The organism is Anabaena sp. FACHB-595, from assembly GCF_048568275.1.
In the GTDB taxonomy this organism is placed as follows: Bacteria; Cyanobacteriota; Cyanobacteriia; order Cyanobacteriales; family Nostocaceae; genus Trichormus.
In genome coordinates this window covers 4,532,379-4,552,585 of the sequence record NZ_CP183473.1, presented here as the reverse complement: position 1 = coordinate 4,552,585, position 20,207 = coordinate 4,532,379, and the positions used below count along the sequence as shown (strand labels likewise).

At 40.0% G+C, this 20,207-nt stretch carries 12 protein-coding genes; 5 read left to right on the top strand and 7 right to left on the bottom strand.

Features of this window, described 5'->3' with window-relative positions:
- Positions 1-200 precede the first annotated feature (200 nt).
- From ACN222_RS18850 to ACN222_RS18835, 4 genes are all read left to right on the top strand, one after another.
- The gene (locus ACN222_RS18850; RefSeq protein WP_044521924.1) at positions 201-1,727 is read left to right on the top strand and encodes a PAS domain-containing sensor histidine kinase; all 1,527 of its coding nucleotides are present in this window, start codon (positions 201-203) and stop codon (positions 1,725-1,727) included.
- A 237-nt stretch (positions 1,728-1,964) separates the two neighbouring features.
- Entirely contained in the window at positions 1,965-2,396 is a 432-nt protein-coding gene (locus ACN222_RS18845; RefSeq protein WP_010997907.1) for a response regulator, read from the top strand.
- 250 nt (positions 2,397-2,646) lie between these two features.
- A complete protein-coding gene (locus ACN222_RS18840; protein ID WP_010997906.1) occupies positions 2,647-3,978 on the top strand; it encodes a hybrid sensor histidine kinase/response regulator in 1,332 nt (443 codons plus the stop codon).
- Between the two features lie 29 nt (positions 3,979-4,007).
- Positions 4,008-5,117: a hybrid sensor histidine kinase/response regulator gene (locus tag ACN222_RS18835; protein ID WP_419756868.1), complete on the top strand. Its 1,110-nt coding sequence runs from the start codon at positions 4,008-4,010 to the stop codon at positions 5,115-5,117.
- 238 nt (positions 5,118-5,355) lie between these two features.
- Here ACN222_RS18835 and ACN222_RS18830 read toward each other — a convergent pair whose 3' ends face one another.
- The 4 genes from ACN222_RS18830 to ACN222_RS18815 all read right to left on the bottom strand — a co-directional run bounded on the left by ACN222_RS18830 (position 5,356) and on the right by ACN222_RS18815 (position 13,296).
- Positions 5,356-5,532, bottom strand: a complete 177-nt coding sequence (locus ACN222_RS18830; protein ID WP_158303719.1) for a hypothetical protein — start codon at positions 5,530-5,532, stop codon at positions 5,356-5,358.
- Positions 5,533-5,683: 151 nt separating this feature from the next.
- Positions 5,684-7,450 (bottom strand): peptide ABC transporter substrate-binding protein, encoded by a 1,767-nt coding sequence (locus ACN222_RS18825; protein ID WP_010997903.1) that lies wholly within the window; start codon positions 7,448-7,450, stop codon positions 5,684-5,686.
- Between the two features lie 739 nt (positions 7,451-8,189).
- Complete coding sequence (locus ACN222_RS18820; protein WP_010997902.1) at positions 8,190-12,842, bottom strand: GAF domain-containing protein; 4,653 nt, start codon at positions 12,840-12,842, stop codon at positions 8,190-8,192.
- A 37-nt stretch (positions 12,843-12,879) separates the two neighbouring features.
- Positions 12,880-13,296: an ATP-binding protein gene (locus ACN222_RS18815; RefSeq protein WP_010997901.1), complete on the bottom strand. Its 417-nt coding sequence runs from the start codon at positions 13,294-13,296 to the stop codon at positions 12,880-12,882.
- 149 nt (positions 13,297-13,445) lie between these two features.
- Here ACN222_RS18815 and ACN222_RS18810 point away from each other — a divergent pair, with 149 nt between their 5' ends.
- Positions 13,446-14,636, top strand: coding sequence for a SpoIIE family protein phosphatase (locus ACN222_RS18810; RefSeq protein WP_010997900.1), 1,191 nt, complete (start codon positions 13,446-13,448; stop codon positions 14,634-14,636).
- A gap of 24 nt (positions 14,637-14,660) precedes the next feature.
- Here the strand turns inward: ACN222_RS18810 and ACN222_RS18805 are convergent, their stop codons facing one another.
- The 3 genes from ACN222_RS18805 to ACN222_RS18795 form a co-directional block, all read right to left on the bottom strand.
- A complete protein-coding gene (locus tag ACN222_RS18805) occupies positions 14,661-14,999 on the bottom strand; it encodes an STAS domain-containing protein (protein WP_010997899.1) in 339 nt (112 codons plus the stop codon).
- A 334-nt stretch (positions 15,000-15,333) separates the two neighbouring features.
- Positions 15,334-17,325 carry a glycosyltransferase gene (locus tag ACN222_RS18800; RefSeq protein WP_044521920.1) on the bottom strand — a complete coding sequence of 664 codons (1,992 nt, stop codon included), beginning with the start codon at positions 17,323-17,325 and terminating at the stop codon, positions 15,334-15,336.
- 55 nt (positions 17,326-17,380) lie between these two features.
- Complete coding sequence (locus ACN222_RS18795; protein ID WP_010997897.1) at positions 17,381-20,200, bottom strand: DUF3131 domain-containing protein; 2,820 nt, start codon at positions 20,198-20,200, stop codon at positions 17,381-17,383.
- Positions 20,201-20,207: the final 7 nt, after the last annotated feature.

Below are 20,207 nucleotides of genomic sequence, written 5' to 3'. Positions count from 1 at the left end.
TCATTTCTGGGTAGTAATGTTTTAAATTTAATTTCATCTTATGACGAAGTATTGTCAACTTTATGAAAGTAAGGTAGTAAATATTAATAGGTGGATAATTTGTATCAGGAATATAAACACAAAGTCTGATTACTCAGATCCCCGACTTCTTGAAGAAGTTGGGGATATTGTCTTGTCGAATTTTTATGAAGGATGTTTGTATGATAACTACAAGCAATCAAACAACTCCAGAGAGCGATCGCCACTCTGAAAATATAGCAAGAATAGCCCCCGTTGGCATATTGCGTGCAGACTTATTGGGTAATTGTCTTTATGTCAACGAGCGTTGGTGTGAAATGTCTGGTCTTTCTAAAAAACAATCATTGGGTCGAGGTTGGCAAGTAGCTATTCATCCAGATGATTTGAAACTTGTAGAAACGCAAGCCCAGTTAATTTTGTCAAAGCAGAAGTCAGATAAAACTGAGTTGCGCTTACAAGATCCTCAAGGCAAAATTACTTGGGTACTGTCAGAAGCAGTAGTAGAAATTGATGAAGATGGGCGGATAGTCGGCTATATCGGCACAGTAGTGGATATTAGTGAACGTCACCAGATAGAAGAAGCATTGCGCGAGAGTGAAGGAAGATTCGCAATTATGGCGAATAGCGCGCCTGTGATGATTTGGATGTCAGGACTAGACAAACTCTGCAATTTTTTTAATCAAGGCTGGCTAGACTTCACAGGACGCACAATGGCAGAAGAATTAGGTAATGGTTGGGTAGAAGGGGTACATCCAGAAGACCGAGAACGTTGTATTCACACATATACTACAGCTTTCGACCATCGAGAAGTTTTCATGATGGAGTATCGCCTCAAACGTTTTGATGGTCAATATCGCTGGATTTTTGATACAGGTACACCCAGATTTAATTCAGATGGTAGTTTCGCTGGTTATGTAGGTTCCTGCGTTGATATTAACCCACGTAAGCAAGTAGAAATTACACTCCAACAACGAACTAAACAACTGACACGCTTAAACACTATCCTGGCGAAAACTACCACGTTGTTGCAACAACGCAATCAAGAATTAGACCAGTTTGCTTATGTTGCATCCCATGATTTAAAAGCGCCTTTACGGGCGATCGCTAGTTTATCAGAATGGTTAGAAGAAGACCTCGCCGACCAGCTTCCCGAAGAAAATCAACATCAAATGCAATTGTTGCGGGGTCGGGTGCGGCGCATGGAAGCCTTAATTAATGGTCTACTGGAATATTCGCGTATTGGCCGCGTCCACACAGAATTAACACAGGTCAATGTGGACTCATTACTCAGGGAAGTAATCGACTCGTTGCAACCACCGGCAAGTTTTCATATTCAAATCCAGACAGAAATGCCTACTTTAGTCACAAAGAGAGTTCCCTTACAACAGGTGTTCGCTAACTTAATCGAAAATGCAATTGAACACCACACACGGGTTGATGGTAGGGTAAAAATTTCGGTGCGAGATTTGGGCAAATACTACGAATTTAGTGTAGAAGATGATGGCCCTGGCATACCTGTAGAATATCACGACAAGGTTTTTGTAATTTTCCAAACTCTCGAACCGCGCGATCGCAAAGAAAATACGGGAATTGGCTTGGCGATCGTCAAAAAAATTGTCGAAACGGAAGGGGGTTCCATAAATTTGCAGCCTGTCTCCGGGCCTGGTAGTACATTTCGTTTTACTTGGCCTAAACGTTCTCTTGAGTAAAATAGCTCAAGCTTATGGTACACAATGATTTTCTCCAACTCTCACTAATGGGTGAGGACGTGCGTTCAGTCGCTCTTTTACAATTGGGTTGAAGCTTCACTCAAGTATTGTATTTTACTTAGTAAAAGCTTAGTCTGCACAAGCACTCAGCATTTTTATAGTACTCATTACTAATTCATGAATAACTATTCACGAATTAGCTAGCCTCCCATAAAAAGCATAGTTTAAATACAAAAAATGCAGGAAAGAGTGATTAACATACTATTAGTGGAGGATGATGAAGTTGATGTCATGAATGTCAAACGAGCATTCAAAAAAGTTAATATTACTAATCCTATTTATTTAGCAAATAATGGCTTAGAGGCTTTAAAGATTTTGCGTGGCGATCATGCCCAAACGCCAACTTTCCCCCATGAACGTCGCCTAATTTTGCTAGACTTGAATATGCCTAGAATGGGTGGTATTGAATTCTTGCAGGAATTAAGATCCGATCCCCAACTACGACTAACGCCTGTAGTTGTGATGACGACATCAAACCAAGATAAAGACCGTGTGGAAGCTTACAACTTAAACGTTGCTGGTTATATCCTCAAGCCCGTCACATTCTCCAATTTTGTAGAAATAATAGCAGCACTCAATAAATATTGGGTATTCTGTGAAATGCCTTAGTCTGTGTAACAACAGATTTTGTGAGCCGAGACTATCGTATTTTTCAGTAACATGAATTATGCCCTATTAAATTGATCTAAACAAAATGAGAAACACTAATTTTTATCTTTGATATTGAGAATCAGCCTTGCTCAAATCAAATATAAGAATTAACCAAGACTATATTCAAGAGGCTCTAATTTTTAGTTGAACAAGTTGAACCGAGAAATGTTTGAAATCAACCTGTATTTGGCAGCAAATATAAAAACCGATGGAAGAAACGCTCAAGATTTTGGTTGTAGACGATGATGAAGTAGACCGTATGGCAGTCCGCCGTGCCTTGGTTAAAGCTGGGGTACGCATGGAAATGTCAGAGGTAAGTGATGGAAGTACGGCACTCTCTATCTTAAGACATAGGTCTTTTGATTGTGCCTTTATCGACTATCGTTTACCCGACCAAGACGGTTTGAACTTAATCGAAACAATTCGTGGCTTAAATATCAAAATTCCTTTAGTAGTTTTGACTTCTCAAGGTGATGAACAAATTGCTGTGGAGTTAATGAAAGCTGGTGCAACAGATTACCTATCTAAATTTAGAGTCTCATCAGAAACTTTAGCTCAAGTTTTACGCAATGCGATACGGCTTTATCGTGCGGAAATGCAGACTACTATTGCCTACCAACAACTGAGAGAAAGTCATGAGCAACTGGTGCGAAAAAATCAAGAATTAGAACGACAACGGCAACAAATCCAAATTCAAAACTTAAAATTGCTCGAAGCATCGCGGCTGAAATCTCAATTTCTCGCTACCATGTCCCATGAATTAAGGACACCAATGAACGCGATTATCGGTTTTGCTCAGATACTATCACGCCCTAAATTCGGTAATCTCACAGGTCAGCAAGCCGACATGGTAGAACGTATTTTGAATAACGGCAAACATTTACTGATGCTATTAAACGAAGTTTTAGACTTCTCCAAATTGGAAGAAGGAAGATTAGAACTGAAGCCAGAATTATTTGATTTAACTAAAGTCATTAACGCCGTAGTTATGGAAATGCGTTCTCTAGCTGAGGCAAAAAAGTTGTCTTTGCTAGTGCAGATTGACTTACAAAATTCTTTGCTAGTAAATGATCCAGTACGAATTAAACAAATTTTAATAAATTTATTATCTAATGCCATTAAGTTCACAGACTCTGGTAGTATTTGGATCGACGTAAAAGACTTACCAGGAAGTTGGGTGGAAATTAAAGTAAAAGATACAGGTATTGGTATAGCAGCTAAAGATTTTAAATATATTTTTGAGGCTTTTCGACAAGTTGATCAAAGCATTACTCGCAAGTATCCAGGGACAGGTTTGGGATTGGCAATTATCGACTCATTAGTGCAAATGATGAGTGGTAAAATTTTCCTAGAAAGTCAATTGGGAGTAGGTTCAATTTTTACCATTACATTGCCAAGACAATTGCCATTATCAAATTCATCTCTATCTTCATCATCTGTGCAAGATGCGAAAGAAATGATGCAGCCAGATCACAAAGTACACCACCCTACGGCTAAATCCAACCCAACCGCCAGAAAATATCATAATCTTAAGTTATAAATTTATATATATAAAACAAATTTATTATCATGTCTGTTGTGGAAAATCATCAAATTGATCGAATTTTGGCTGTTGACGACACTAGAGATAATCTGATTTTAGTGCAAACAATTTTAGAAAGTGAAGGCTATGAAATTGATTTAGCCAGTGATGGCATTTCAGCTTTGCAAAAAGTAGAACAGTCTCCACCAGATTTAATCTTATTAGATGTAATGATGCCGGGGATGGATGGTTATGAAGTGACGCGACGCATTCGCAATAACCCAGCCCTCAGTTATATACCAATATTGTTGATTACAGCTTTTCACGAATCGAGTGTTGTGGAAGGTTTGGACGTAGGCGCGGATGATTTCATTCGCAAACCATTTGATACAGATGAACTATTGGCTAGAGTGCGATCGCTCCTACACCTCAAGCACAGTCTGGACGAACAAAAGAAAATGGCACGCCAAAGGGAAGACTTTGTGTCACGCCTGACCCACGATTTACGCACACCGCTAGTAGCAGCCGATCGGATGTTGGACTTGTTTCAACAAGAAGCTTTTTGCAAAATTTCGCCAGAAATGAAACAGGCGATCGCTGTCATGATTCGCAGCAATCAAAATTTGATGCAGATGGTTAATACCTTACTAGAAGTTTATCGCTTTGAAGCCGGTAAGAAAACATTAAATTATGAAAGCTGTAACTTAAAAGAAATCGCTCAAGAAGTGGTTAGCGAACTCACAACTCTAACTAATGAAAAAGGTATCGCCTTAAAAATAGATAGCAGTCAGATAGATAACTTAGGAGAAAAAGCAGGTATAGTCATGGGCGATACCCTCGAACTACGCCGCGTGTTGTACAACTTAGTAGCAAATGCCATCAAGTTTACAGATACTGGCGGCATTGAAATTCGCTTTTTTGAACCCAATAATCATTGGTTAACAATTGAAATTGAAGATACTGGTTATGGTATTGCTCCCGAAGACCAAGTAACCATTTTTGAGCGCTTTCGACAGGGAAGGAATAAACGTTCAGGTAGTGGTTTAGGTCTGCATTTGTCCAGTCGTATTGTTGAAGCCCACGAAGGTATGATTAGCTTGGTTTCTGAAGTAGGTAAAGGTAGTAAATTCACAGTCAAACTGCCTAAAAATATTTGAGGAAGAATTTCTCGGACTTCTGAAATTAAGTTATTGTAATTTAAAAAAAAGAATGCAATAAATACGATAGTAGAAGGATAATTCCATACCCTTCTACTATCATCCACTTGCCGACAGGATTATAGAATTTGGTGTTATAGCTGTAGCCAGATAGATCAAGACATCAAGCTAAGATAAAATCCTGACAATCAAAGGATTTAAAATCTGTCAACAGTCAACACAGCTATAACTAACAAGTTTAGTCACGGCGACAATCATAGCAGTAGCGACAGAAGTATCTATTTCTTCTATCACCTCTATCACCTCTATCTCTTTGGAATTCTTCATCTCTACGGTCTTGACCCCCAGCAAGAAATTGCTGTTCCTCTGCGGATAAATCCATGAGTAAATCTGATACAAAAATTTGATTTGACATGATTGTTAGCCTCACTTACGTCAATAGGTAAATAACACCTATGGTTTTATATAAGTAGGATTTTGCAGAGATTAAATTATACTCAAGCTATAAATTAAAAAATTGAATTTCTAGCTTGAGATTGATGTAATAAGTAATGAGAATATTCCAATTACCTGTTACCAAGAGGCTGGACTTGTCGCCAATCTTTAATATTCCACGTATCGGTATCCCAAGGAGTTAAATCTACACCGACTAGTCTATTGCTCACGCCATTGACATCAGCACGGGCAATCAAGGGAATTAGGGCAATATCTTTGAATAGCAAATCATTCATCTGAATAAATAGCTGCCGACGTTTTTCAGGATTTAATTCTGTGTTGGACTGTTGCCAGAGCTTGTCATATTCAGGATTACAGTAACGTGAATAATTGGATTTTGACCAGTTATTCTTTTTCTGGGAAATCTCGCTACAAGTAAAGCCTTTCATATAAGCACCAGGGTCTACATTCGTACTACCTGTACTAAACATTTGTAAATCAGCTTGAAACCTTCCTAAGGTATCTGGGTTCGATGGATCTCCAGAAAAGAAGATACTACCATCAATACTTTTTAGTTCCACCCCGACACCAATAGAGGTTAATCCTTGTTTAATAATTTCCTGAGTTTTTTGTCTTACTGGATTTACAGATGTCTGAAGTAAAACATTCATCTCTATACCGTTTTTATCTCGAATGCCATTACCATTTGTATCTTTCCATCCAGCTTCATCTAATAAATCAATAGCTTTTTTGGGGCTAAATTCATATTTAGTATTAGGTGAGTTATAAATCTCTGGTGCTAATAGGATATTGGCAGCAGGACGACCACTTGATCCGTATAATTGCTGATTAATTGTGTCCCGATCAATTGCATAGTTAAACGCTTGACGCACTTTGATATCTTGGAAAAAAGGATGAGGAAATTCAGTGCTGGAACGTTCGCCGTCTTTTGTTTGTTTATTCGGATCGGTATGATTGATAGTAATCCGTTCTAAAAAAGAACCAAAACTAATATCTAATCTCCCTTTACCGGCTGCTTCTAGTTGCTTGAGGATTGGGGCTTCTACTTGCAAGTTCCAAGCGTAGTCTACATCTCCAGTTTGCAGTACTGCTCTAGCGGCTGATGTCGCATCACCACCTCCCTTGAGTTCTACTCGCTTAAAGAAAGGTTTATTGGCTTCACGGAATACAGAATTAGCCTCATAGATAATGGTGTCACCGGGTTTAAATTCTCCGACTTTATAAGGGCCTGTACCTACAGGAATTAAATTCCCTGGGGCTTCCCTGGCGTTACTACCATTAAATTTCTCGAAAATGTGACGGGGGATAATCATTCCATTTAAGCCCACGAAAGGTAGTGACCAAGCTGGGTTAGGACTCTGGAAATTAACTTTGACGGTGTAATCGTCGATGGCTTCGACGCTTTTCACGACTTCGTAATTAGCCGAGGTGGTAGCACCGACAGCCGGATTGGAGAGAAATTTGTAAGTAAATACCACATCCGCAGCCGTAAAAGGTTGACCATCAGACCATTTGATTCCTTGCTTGAGTTTCCAGGTAACTGATTTGCCATCTTTGGCAATACCACCATTTTCTAGAGTAGGTTCCTCTGCGGCTAAAAACAGCACTAATTTACCGTCTTTATCATGGCTGGCCAGGGGTTCATAGACGATACGACTGGCTTCAAAGTCTTTAGATCCTTGTGCTAGGTGAGGATTGAGTATAGTTGGTGCTTGCCAATAGAGTAGACGTAAGGTTTCCCCTGCACTAGAGTTTGTTACGGGTGTAGAGTTTGTAGGAGTTTCCCCCTGAGGAGAAGAACAAGCAGCAAGCAAAAAGATATTGAGTAACGACCAAGTAAAAATTTGACCCTGACAAAATTTATTCAAGATACCCATGTTGGATTTTCTCTAGCAGTATTAGTTATTGGCTTGATTGATTACAGGTGTAGTAACGGTAAATCCTCAAGCTTTAAATGTAATAAATAGTACTACTATTTTTGAATGTTGTTTTAAAATACTCAGAAACAGCATTTTTTTATTTTGAATTTTGTAGCTTGCTTCCCGTAGGGTACTTTGAATTGATTCATTTTGTCAGTTTTGGCATTTTGGCAACTGATGCAAAATTGCCTATGATAACTTGATGGGAATTGTGAGGATAGAAATGATTAACAGTCCAAGTACGGCATAGATCAACGTTCTTGTTGTTCACATCATTGATATTCCTTTCAATCTATTAAATTTTATTTTTCCTATTTTCCAGAGTCCAAGGTGTATTGCCACTTTCAAGCTACTTCGACGGGGTAAAACCCGTCTTTTTTTTGGCAATCAATGGAAAAAACGGATTAAATTGCCTTAAATGTAATTATTAATACTAGTTTTGGCTAAAATCAGGTTTTTTGACCCTTAGCTACATCCTATAGGAAGATGCGATCGCCTCAAAATAACAGGTACATTATTTCGGGATGTTGTTATGCACTGGATTTATAGAGAGGTTTGGTGGTGAGCCAAACCTTTTTTTGCACTGTGTGTCAGTTGTCAGTGGTCATTTGTTAGTTGCTTTTGATCTGGTTTAACAATCTTGTCTCAAGACCAGAGGGAAGAACTGCGTATACGACTAACTACTCATAAAACATGGTCAAACAATTTGGCTTCTAGTTAGAAAGGCTTGAATCTGGTTGACACCCTCTTCTATTTCTGTAATTAACTCCATGCTGCCTCTACGCTCTTGGTTTTGAGCTAGCTGTTCTAGCTTTTCAGCAGCTAGATACATAGCTGTAGCGCCGATATTGGTACTAGCGCCTTTCAGCTGATGGACTTGTTGAGCCATCTGTTGAAAGTCAGTGTTAGCGATCGCCTCTTTAGCTAACTCTAATCTAGCTCGGACATCCTCAACGAATATTTGCAACAAATGTAATTCAAATTCTGTATCGTTTTCGGAAAGTTGATGTAAGTGTTCCCAGTCAAGAGGAAGACTATTTAGATCAAACTCTACTGCCTGTCGTGAATTTAGTATTAACTGGCACCAATATTCTAATGCTGTCGCCAATTGTTCTTTCATCACAGGCTTGCTCAAATAATCATCCATGCCGGCATCTAGACACATTTGTTTGTCTTCTTTCATGGCATTAGCTGTCATCGCAATAATCACAGGACGACGACAGCTAGCAAAGGAGCTTTCTGCCCAACGATGAATTTCTTTTGTGGCTTCCAAACCATCAAGAATTGGCATTTGACAATCCATTAAAATCAAATCGTAGGGAATTTGTTTTAATAGTTGTAAAACCTCTTTGCCGTTAGCAGCAACATCAGCTGTATAACCAAGGCTTTGGAGTTGTTTAAGAGCCACTTTTTGGTTAACTAAGTTATCCTCAGCCAGTAGGATTCTAGTTTTTGTTGAAACAGAATTCTGAGCCTGGGTAGCAGTAAAATTATGGTTGCGGCTGTGATCTAAATTGTTCTTTTCTAACTCTTGACTCTTTACTTCCAACTTCTCTGCTTCCAATTGTGACGGAGTTTTTAAAACACTCATTATAGTGTCGAGCAACCGAGATGATTTTACAGGTTTGACCAAATAAGCAGCAAATCCAATCTTAATTGCCTGTTGCACTTCGTCACGTTGATTAGTAGAAGTGAGCATAATTAAGGGTGTTGGAGGAATAGCAGAATTGGCCTTAATTTGTTTTCCCAAAGCCATCCCATCCATTTCAGGCATCTGCATATCGATTAAGATGACATCGTAGGGCTTATTCTGCTGACAAGCTTCCACAATCATACTTAGAGCCGCAACAGCTCTATCAGCTTGATCTACCTGCATTCCCCATCGACTAACTTGGTGATAAATAATTTTTCGATTAGTGGCGTGGTCATCCACCACCAGTAAACGGCGATTGTTTAATAGTCCGCAATCTTCTACAAAAGAAACAGGCTGGAGTTGTTTGGCGAAAGGAATTTCAAACCAAAATTTAGAACCTTTGCCTAACTGACTTTCTACACCAATTTCTCCTCCCATTAATGTCACTAATTGTTTGCATATTGCTAATCCCAAACCAGTACCACCATACTTACGCGTGGTGGAAGCATCTACTTGAGTAAAAGGGGTAAACAGTTTGTGTTGGTCTTCTAAAGTAATGCCCAAGCCACTATCTGTAACGGCAAAGTGGATAATAGCTGTAGTAGGAGTTTCCGATCGCAATTCTACTCGCATGACTACTTCCCCAAAACTAGTGAACTTGATAGCGTTGCCAATCAGGTTCATGAGAATTTGTCGCAGACGGCTAGCATCTCCTTGGAGTTGGATAGGAACGTGGCGATAGATTAAAGCAGCAATTTCTAATCCCTTACTATGAGCTTGGGGGGCTAATAAATCTAAAACTTCTTCCACACAGGTTGATAAATTAAAATTCAAATTTTCTAAAGCCATTTCCCCAGCCTCCAGTTTGGAGAGATCCAATATCTCGTTAATGAGAGTTAAAAGTGCATCGCCACTAATGCGAATAGTTTCCATAAAATCTCGCTGCTCTTGGTTGAGAAGAGTTTCTAGCATTAAGCCAGTCATCCCCAATACAGCATTCATGGGTGTGCGGATTTCATGACTCATATTCGCCAAAAAAGCGCTTTTAGCATGAGAAGCTAATTCAGCCTGACTACGGGCAACTTCTAGTTCCTGTCGCTGTCGAGTTTCTACTTCTAAGAGTTGGGCTTGGGCTACAGCGATACCTACTTGGTCTGCTATTTGTCGTAAAAGATGGGTCTCAAAACTTGTCCATTGGCGGGAGGTGGCGCACTGATGGACAATTAGTAAGCCACAGAGTTCATCTTTGACAAGAATAGGTATAACTAAATTAGCTTTAACCCCAAACTTTCTGAGTAATTCTAGATGGCTTTGTTGAATCTCTCCCAAATCTAGGTTAGCGATCGCCTCCAGATGCCTGAGGCGATACTGTTGTAGACAATACTGCTGTTGATATTCTGTTTGCAAATAAAAATCAGTAATATTTTGTCCTTTAATTGCTGCCCAACCAGCCACGACTGCCTCAATGATCAGACTTCCAGAACCATCAGGCAGTAACTGATAAATTAAAACTCGATCAGTCTGGAGAATCTTTTGTACTTCTTTGACAGTGATTTGTAAGATTTCTTCAATTTGCAAAGATTGGCGAATTTTGAGAGTGATTTCTGTGAATAATTGCGATCGCAGGTTTTGCCGTTGCAGTTCCTCCTCTGCCTGTTTACGATGGATAAACTGCCCTACTTGTTCGCCAATAGAATCCATGATTTTTGCCAAATCTGGGTCATGCGGCTGAACTTGATGACTAAAGCAGGTAATGACTCCCAGAATTTTTTGCCCACTCCGAATCGGAAAACCAAAAGCACCACGCAATCCTACTTGCGCTGCTAATTGGTTTCTCAGAAAGCTGCCATCATTGACGATATCGGTCAGCCAAATGGGTTGACCACTAGCCCAAATCCGTCCTGGCAATCCAATCCCCGATGCAAATGTGATTGGCTGACTTTGGGTTCTAAACTCCTGCATTTCCAAAGATGTGTGATGCCACAGGTCGAAAAAACTCAAGAAATTTGCTTGCTGATTTACCATCCAAATTTCACAGACATTCCATCCCAAGGTTTCACAAATGGCTTGCAAAATTTGGGGCGTAGCTTCGGTAATCGTTGTAGATTCTGCCAAGACACGAGTGATGGCATATTGTATTGTCAAATGCTTGTCTGCACGTTTGCGCTCAGTAATATCAATGCCTGTACCAATAATGTATTCTACCGAACCCTCATGGTTTTGCAGGATAGTTCTCGACCATGCAATTAAGCGCCGACTACCATCTTTAGTTACCCAATAGTTTTCAGACTCCTGAACACTGGGTACTGTTGGATCTGCTGGGAACTTGGCAAAAAATTCTTTGCTTGACTCTACGTCTTCAGGAAGCAAAAACAGATTCCAAAAATGCCTACCCCTGACCTCATCGAATGAGTAACCAGTTATCACCTCACAAGCTTGATTAAAGCGAACAATTCGCCCTTGGGAATCTAGGACGATGACCAAGGCGCTGACTGTATCCAGTACTGCCGAAATAAAATTACGCTCTTCGTTGAGTATATTTTCCATCGACTGGCGGGCAATAACTTCACAATAAATTAGGTAGTAAACAACAGCGAGAATGATAAAACCTGAGACGATAGCGATCGCCAAGATGAAAATAACTTTTTGCTCACTGGCTTTTACCGCTTGTAATTGCTGTTGAAGGCGCACCTTGTTCTCTGTCTCCATTTCACGCATCACTTTGCGGATGTCATCCATGAGAGTTTGCCCTTGATCGGATTGGATGACCTGTAATGCTGCCTGGAAGCCTAGATTCTGTCGTAGTTTGATAGTTTGATTCAGTTCAGTAATTTTTGCGGTAATCAGAGGTTTGAGTATGACAAGACGCTGTTGGCGGACTGGATCAACTGTGGCATTTCTCAGTTCATCAAACTTCTGATCAATGTTTGCTAGCGCTGTTTGATAAGTTTGCAGATAAGGGTCTTTTCCTGTCAAAATGTAACCACGTTGTCCAGTTTCTGCATCCTTCATTTGAGACAGCAGTTGTTCTAAGTTATTAATGCTTTCTTGGGTTGTTTGGACTTGATTGCCATTATGAATTAATTCGATTTCAGCCTGATAGGAAGCCAAGCCAAGTAAGACTAAAAAGACTGATGCCAATCCAAAGCCACCAGCAATTTTTTTAAAAAATGGATGGCGGATTTTTTGTGCTTGTTTGTGTTGATTATTTACCAGTACTAAATTCGCTAAGTTACGCCGCAGTTCCAATTGCTTTATGACTTGGCGACCTAGAATTTGTAGCGCCTCAATCTGTTCAAAACTTAAGTTCCTGGGTATGTAATCAATAACACAAAGTGTTCCCAAGGAATAGCCTTCAGGGTTAGTGAGAGGTACACCCGCATAAAATCGAATTTTGGGATCAGATATGACTAATGGATTTGTAGCAAAGCGTTCGTCGGCTGTGGCATCAGGTACGATAAAGGCTTCAGATTCTAAAATAGTATGAGCGCAAAATGCCTCATCTCGCGGTGTTTCTCGCCTCTCCAGCCCAAATGTTGCCTTAAACCATTGACGATTTTGGTCAATTAAGCTGATTAAAGCAATCGGAGTTCCACAAATATATGATGCTAAACGGGTGATATCATCAAATGCTGCTTCGGGTGGAGTATCAAGAATTTTATACTCTAAAAGTGCTGCAATTCTCTGCACTTCGTTATCAGGCAATTGTGCTTTCATCTTTAAATTACAGATGAGGGTGTGATAATAAATAGGTTTAATAGTATTTACGAATAAATAAACAGTGGCGATTATCTGCTAGTTTTTCATAACTTAAATCATCGGCGATCGCTTCCATAATTCTTAAGCCGCGACCGCGCTCTTGAATATTTTCTTCCAGTTCAGTTGTTTTTTTTAATCGCTGTTCTAAGTCAAAGGGTTCACCTTGCGACCATATACGTATTTCTATATAATCCTGTGTTCGTGAAACTTCTATCTCAATAGGTGTTTCTATTGGTAAATGTTTGTGTGAATGTTCAACAATATTAGCAAATCCCTCCATTAGTAATGTTTGACATTGCCACCAGATTTGCTGATGAGAAATAACTGGTCGATTTATCTGCTCGAACCATGACAACACCTCAGTCGAGGCTGCTAAGTCCGTATTTAATTTTAAATAAATTTTATTATTCACTTCTTAGATAAGAATAGACTTGAATCAAGCATACACAATGATCATTTTATTTAATTTGAGTATTTTCACTGTACATTATCAACTCGATTATAGTTAATTTGAAATAAATACAATACTCAATTGAGATTATATTTATTAGCCCATCACTTATGGTAAAAATTTTAGTTATTGATGATGATCCGGTTGTACGGACGGTGCTAAAAAGAACTCTTGAGAATCAGGGTTATGAAACTACTGTTGTCAACAATGGGAAGGAAGGAATTATTCAAGCAGAACTGCTCCGTCCCGCATTGATTATCTGTGATTGGGTAATGTCTCCGTTAGATGGATTGGAAGTATGTCGTCAAATTAAAGCAAATCCAGAGTTAGCAACTAGTTTTTTTATTTTGTTAACGGCTAAGGGAGCAGCGCCAGGAGAAGAGAAAGACAGAGTTAAAGGACTGGATGCTGGAGCTGATGAGTTTATCTCTAAACCAATCGAAATGATTGAATTAAAAGCGCGGGTAAGAGCCGGACTCAGGTTACATCAGCTCAATCAGGATTTACAAACCCAAAAGCAAACTTTAGAAATACTCAACCATGATTTACAAACCCAAAAGCAAACTTTAGAAGCAGACTTAGCCGAGGCTGCTGATTATGTGCGATCGCTTCTACCTAAACCTCTAGAAGGAAGAGTAAATACAGAAGCCTTATTTATTCCTTCAACCCAGTTGGGGGGTGATTGCTTCGATTATTACTGGCTGGATGACGAGCATTTAGCAATTTATCTATTGGATGTATCAGGACATGGAATAGGTTCTGCCCTATTATCTGTCTCTATCTTGAATATTCTGCGATCGCAATCTTTACCTAATACTAATTTCTACAAGCCTAGAGAAGTTCTCAAGGCACTAAATCATGCTTTCCAGATGACAAACCACGGTGATAAATACTTCACAATTTGGTATGGAGTTTATCACTGTATTCAACATCAACTCGTCTATGCTAGCGCCGGACATCCCCCGGCTGTAATTTTATCTGGTACATCTGAAACTGGTTTTCAAGTTAAACAACTCAATTCTTTAGATTTACCCATAGGATTTTTACCTGATGTGCAGTTTGAAGATGCTGCCTGGGAAGTAAAAAAAGACAGTACTCTGTACATATTTAGTGATGGCATTTATGAAATTAGAGAGCCAGATGGCAAGATTTTAGGACTCGATGCTTTTATTGAAATACTAATTAAATCTAGCCAGGCAGAACCCTGTAATATTCATTACATATTAATGCAAATAATGACATTAAATATTCAACAAATAATTGAAGATGATTTGTCATTATTAAAAATTACTTTGGGTTAATAGAGTTATATTGATTCTTTTTAATTAGGAAATAACCCTTGTGGCTGTCAGTACTTGCCGTTTAAAGTCATCTTGATCGATAAAGGTTTGAAAAATCCTATTCATTTTAGTTAATTCAAACAACATCTTAACTTGGTCATTCATAGAGCAGATAAAAAGTTGGGAATTAACAGAACGTAGCATTTGCATTGCCGATACTAAAGAGCCTAAGCCAGAACTATCCATAAAAGTCACTGAATTCATGTCCAGCAACACAATATTGTTACCATCAGCAATCAATTCGCTAATTTCACGACGTAGTTGATTACCCCTAATTCCATCTAAAATACCCGATACTTCTATGACTTGAAAGTTTGTATTCATAAGCTGTTTTTTTCTTTAAATAAATTGTTAGATTACTATCGGTTTGCTATTTAATTATTGTTTTATACATTCTGGCATTATTATATTGAAACGGCAAGGTAGTTAAGCAGACAAAAGGAAACTTTAACAAAAATATTAAAATTATAATTGTTGAACAAATTTAACGTTATCTATATGAATTTTTATCAGCATTGCCTTGACTATAGAATTTCTCGAATCAGTATTTTTTCATACAAATAAAATTTAATTATTGGATGAGATTAAGTATTTTTGTGGATAATATCCCCTGCCGGACATCAATTTTGTTTGTAAAATAACGACCAATAAATAATATTTACACTTTCTTTGAATCATATTTTGGCATTTGCCAAACAGATGCACGAATGATACCTGATAAGAGTAGCAAGTTATAGACAGCCCAGGAACTATTGAGCAGGTTTACCCAAGGATGATTGAGACGACCAATCGCAAAGCTATAAAGACTCCAAAATATGCCTATAATAGTTAAAAAGAAGATTAATAATTGTGGCCAAATCATGCTCAGATAAATACCTGATTGCCGTTCTTTAGGGGTAACTTGAAAGTTCATCTTCTGTCCAGTGAATACACTCCAAACAGCTTGAATAAATATGGGAAATAAAGCGATCGCATATTGTTCAGAACGCCAGATTTCACTAGCTGGAATACCCCATATTGCTACAACAAACGTTAGACGATTGATTATAAAGGTGGGTAAAAAGTGTAGAATGAAATCAGTACCGTATGTTTTTACAGGAACAATTTCTGTAAAAAAATAAATAATTGGACAAGAAATAAAAATAAGCGTAGCAAAACCGGAAAAATAACTATACATCGTCTTAAAATATTGCAGACGTTGCCAAAACGTGAGTCCTGATTTCCTCAGTGGGTTTTCTTTAACTAGTACTTGGATTGTTCCCTGCGCCCAACGTAGTCTTTGTTTTAAAGTAGAACTGAGGTCATCAGGTGCTAAACCTTCTGCCAAAAGTTCATGATGATAAACTGATTTCCAACCAGCACCATGCAAACGCATAGCGGTATTCATATCTTCTGTAATACTGTTGCTAGATAGACCACCAACCAATTGAAATTCATCTAATCGTTTTTCATCTTTGGTAAAATCATCGGCAAAATATTGTAGTCCCACATTAATTAAGGCCTCACGTCGCAAAATAGCGTTAGTACCTGTATAAAAGGCCGCATTCATCCCATCTTTACCCTGTTGTAGTGGCCCATAAAATAAACTGGCTCGATGCCCAAAGGGATCACTGGGAGGAATATTATAAAAGTCCTGAGGTGTCTGTACAAAAGCAATGCGGTTTTGCTCATACTTGCCATTAAACAGATTATATGTGTAGAAATATGGCAAAACCCGCTTGAGAAATTGGGGTTTGGGAATATGATCAGCATCTAAAGTGAGAATAAATTCTCCCGAAGTTTCACCAGAAAAAATTGCGTAATTGAGGTTTCCTGCTTTCGCATGGTGGGGTACACCCGCAGGTTTGGGACGAGCAATATAACGAAATCTAGTGAGTTCGACCAATTCCAGTTCTTTTTGGCGAATAGCGCCTGCTAAAACTTGGCGTTCAGTTTTGAGGCGTTCAGCAATACTGTGATGTTTGGGAGATAACCAACGAATAAACTGTTGCAAACTCTGCGCTAAAACTTCATCTGTGGTTTTGTCCTGGTTGGGAACTGATGACGATTTTGACAACCATTCTTCAGCCACTTGAATATTAGAGGTGAAACTTTCTAACTTTTGCAGACGTTCTACCAAGTGTGAGCGTTCTGCATCAATGCGGTTGGCTTCTTGCTGTAGTAGTGGTGACTGTAAATCTGCAATACATAACTTTTCCGTCATGGCTCGCATAGCAGGGGAGTTACCATCATCCAAAACATAAACATACAGCTTAGTTGGTGGATAATCTATGGCTAAAGCTGCTTGGGCCGTTTGTTCGACCATCTCCGGCGGTTCGTTGTAACAGGTGATAAAGACATCTACAATTGGCCAATCTGTTTGCGGTAGAGATGGAGTCAACTGGTCAAGTGACTTAATCTGTCGGACTAAAGGTCGCCACAAGCCAATGACAAACATCACTCCGCCAAGGTAGCTATAAATTTCCGCCAGCAACAACGGAATCGAGAGCCATAACGCATCAAAATTGATGGAGTTGGTAATGCGCCATTGTAAATACCACAGACCAAAAATTAAATTGATTTCTGCGAGGTAACGAAATAAAAGTGTTCTTTTTTTGAGGGTGGAGCGACTATTGCCAGAAAAAGTTGGATCATGATTAATAGAAGTCATTTTGACACTGGTAATAAAATTCTTGTCGGAGACAGGACTCCCAAGTCCTGTTACATCACTGGGAAGCACCAGACATCCAATAACTGCCATAACTATCAGAAATTAATCTGACTTTTGATTTAGCAATTCTCGGTAAGCCTCGGCCGGAGTCCCCTTGAGCCACAGCTTGCCACCAAGGTGATTGCATGGCGCTTGATGGACGAATTAAGGGTTGGCGATTCGTGACCTTGTACAGTAAAGATTGTAAAATCATGCTGTTGGTGCTGCTGGTGAAACCAACGGCTGTTTTACCTGTGGTTTCATAAAAGCCCTCATAAAACCCTGCTAGTGGGTTATATAAGTCTGTGGTTCCTGCAAATAACTTTTGACTATATTGATTTTCTGGTAGGAGTGCATGATAAGCAAAACCTACTGCTGTACTTACCATTCGCCCTTGAGGTACAGTTTTTCCGTCATCTCCTAAGGTTTGCCAAGGTTCACCCTTACCAGTAATCGTGCTGTGGACGGTGTAAGGCTTGCGGTCTATGAGAGTGGTAGCTGAGGCTGTGAGGGTATCGGTGCGGCGATAACGCTCTGCCTGTGCTTGGAAAATGGACTCAAAGAGCGATCGCATTTGGGGATCTAAACCAAATTCCAGGGCGTAAAGTAAGAAAGGATTACTGACTGTATATTGGTTAACTTTGGAGTTAGTATCTGTGCGGTGGCGTTGGGTAGGAACCTTTACCCCTTCCACCAGGGTAGTTTGATATTCACCACCAACAGCCGAACCCTCTACCTCAAATCCCCATAGTTGAAAACCACGAGCAGCGTATTCTTCATAACCCAAGCGGGTTTCTAGATTAACGCGGGTAAGATATCGTCCTTCCTTACCTGGGGTAACTGTGGCGCTGGAAAGAACTCCATCCCGCACCACCCGCAAGTATGACCAATCTAAAACAATTTGATCAACTGCTTGAGTATATTCTGGGTGACAGCTTTTTAAGTTATACAGCGCTGCTAGTAGCCTACCAACATCTAAAGCTGACCAGCCGTTACCTTGGGGAACAGGATTCCCACCATAATCAATTGGTTGGAGAACTCGCGTATCATAGCCTCGATTCGGTAATTCTCCCGCAAATAAGGGTAGTTGAGCTAAGGCCGCTAATAAATGGCGGGTACGCTGGTCAAATTCCTTCGGGGAAATAATCTCCAGCGATCGCACCGCATGAAGCGCAGCTAAATAATCTCCCAATCCCCAAAGAGTAGCACCCTGAAAATCACTGCGATCGTCGATTAACCCACTACGAGCATGATAATTGGCTTGAAAATACCTCCATGCTGCTTCTGCATAGCGTCGTTCCACTACCGTTAGGGGTCGAGCGAGTTTCAGGGTAGAGGATGGGTCTGGATTACCCACTGGGGGAATGGGTGCGATCGTCACTTCCCCAACCTGAGGAGTATTTCCTGGTGCGGGAGGGGTAGAATTTGTTGGGGTTGTAGATGTTTGCGCCACCTTGGGAGTCTCTCTTGGTGGGGGAGTCGCAGCAGAGGAAGTATTGTTGTTTGTTGGTTTGCTTGGTTGACTAACAGCACTCGAACCAATTAAAGGACGATTCCCTCTGGCTTTGTAGTATAAAATCTCCAAAATTAGCCCATTGGTATTGCCAGTTAAAGCTTTATTCGGCTGTTTCGATTCCTCATAAATACCAGCGTAAAAACCACCGCCATCGGGACTGCGGAGATCCTTTACCGCATCAAAAATCTTTTGTGCATAAGCATTATCTGGGAAAAGATAGCGCCAACCAAAAGCCGCTTTGCTACTAACACTACGAAACTGAGGGTAAGGTTGATTTGTATCGGTGATAGTTGCCCAGTTTTTACCGTTGGCGTAAACAGTGTTGTAAAGAAAATAAGGTTCTTGGTCGATGTTGTCTTCCGTCACCGCAGTTAACTGACCTGTCGCATCATAGCGCCGCTTCTGCACCTCCAAAACCCTAGCAGCAAAATCGCCTAACTCTCCCTGAAAACCAAATTCGATACCCTCAAGAATATAAGACTCACTCACAACATAATTATTGGCATTGGTGCTTTGGAAATCACGGGTATCAACAGGAATCTGTACACCATTAATTTCCACCATTTTATATGGTTCTAATGCCAGAGCTTTTGGTGCGGCAAAACCCCAAAGTTGATAACCCCTAACGGCGTATTCTTCATAGCCGAGTCGTCCTTCTTGTACCAGTAATGTGGTGTTATCCGGGAGGACTGTTGCGCCAAACAGTTGTTCATCTTTAAGCGATCGCCCTACTTGCCACTTAGTGACAATCCCTTTGAGCCAATCATTATATTGAGGGTGACAAGTGCGAATCACATCAAAGGCCGCCAATATCCGACCGACATCTAAAGCCGACCAGCCAATACCCCGTTCGATGGGAGTATTAGTGTAATCTACCATCTGTCCGGTGGCTGCGTTGTAGACTTTATTAGGTAAAGCATCCTCAAACAACTTCAGATTTCCCAGACCAGTCAAAAACTTATTCAGGCGAGCGTCAAAGTCTGCTTGATCGGTGAGATTCAACCACCGCGCCGCATTCAACGCCATTAAGTAGTTCCCCATATCCCACAGCGTACCGGAAGGATAACCCCCTGTAGAATTAGTAAATCCTGTTGCTGGCTGATAGTTTTTGACAAAATATTGCCAAGCCGCACGAGCATAAGTTTGTTCCTCAGGGCTGAGAGGAGATGTAATACTGCTACAACTGGCGGAATTAGCAGCAACATTAGAACTCTCTGCCAAGGTGCGTACTGGAACATAAAACAAAAACTGCAACAATGTCCCAACTAGGAACAATGCCATCCATTTCCACAGCTTTTGTTGGCGTTGCTTGTATAGCATATACGGA

Excerpts from the sequence above, each read along its gene's own strand:
- ACN222_RS18850 (WP_044521924.1), top strand. The coding sequence starts at position 201 with ATGATAACTACAAGCAATCAAACAACTCCAGAGAGCGATCGCCACTCT.
- ACN222_RS18845 (WP_010997907.1), top strand. The coding sequence starts at position 1,965 with ATGCAGGAAAGAGTGATTAACATACTATTAGTGGAGGATGATGAAGTT.
- ACN222_RS18840 (WP_010997906.1), top strand. The coding sequence starts at position 2,647 with ATGGAAGAAACGCTCAAGATTTTGGTTGTAGACGATGATGAAGTAGAC.
- ACN222_RS18835 (WP_419756868.1), top strand. The coding sequence starts at position 4,008 with ATGTCTGTTGTGGAAAATCATCAAATTGATCGAATTTTGGCTGTTGAC.
- ACN222_RS18830 (WP_158303719.1), bottom strand. The coding sequence starts at position 5,532 with ATGTCAAATCAAATTTTTGTATCAGATTTACTCATGGATTTATCCGCA.
- ACN222_RS18825 (WP_010997903.1), bottom strand. The coding sequence starts at position 7,450 with ATGGGTATCTTGAATAAATTTTGTCAGGGTCAAATTTTTACTTGGTCG.
- ACN222_RS18820 (WP_010997902.1), bottom strand. The coding sequence starts at position 12,842 with ATGAAAGCACAATTGCCTGATAACGAAGTGCAGAGAATTGCAGCACTT.
- ACN222_RS18810 (WP_010997900.1), top strand. The coding sequence starts at position 13,446 with ATGGTAAAAATTTTAGTTATTGATGATGATCCGGTTGTACGGACGGTG.
- ACN222_RS18805 (WP_010997899.1), bottom strand. The coding sequence starts at position 14,999 with ATGAATACAAACTTTCAAGTCATAGAAGTATCGGGTATTTTAGATGGA.
- ACN222_RS18800 (WP_044521920.1), bottom strand. The coding sequence starts at position 17,325 with ATGACTTCTATTAATCATGATCCAACTTTTTCTGGCAATAGTCGCTCC.
- ACN222_RS18795 (WP_010997897.1), bottom strand. The coding sequence starts at position 20,200 with ATGCTATACAAGCAACGCCAACAAAAGCTGTGGAAATGGATGGCATTG.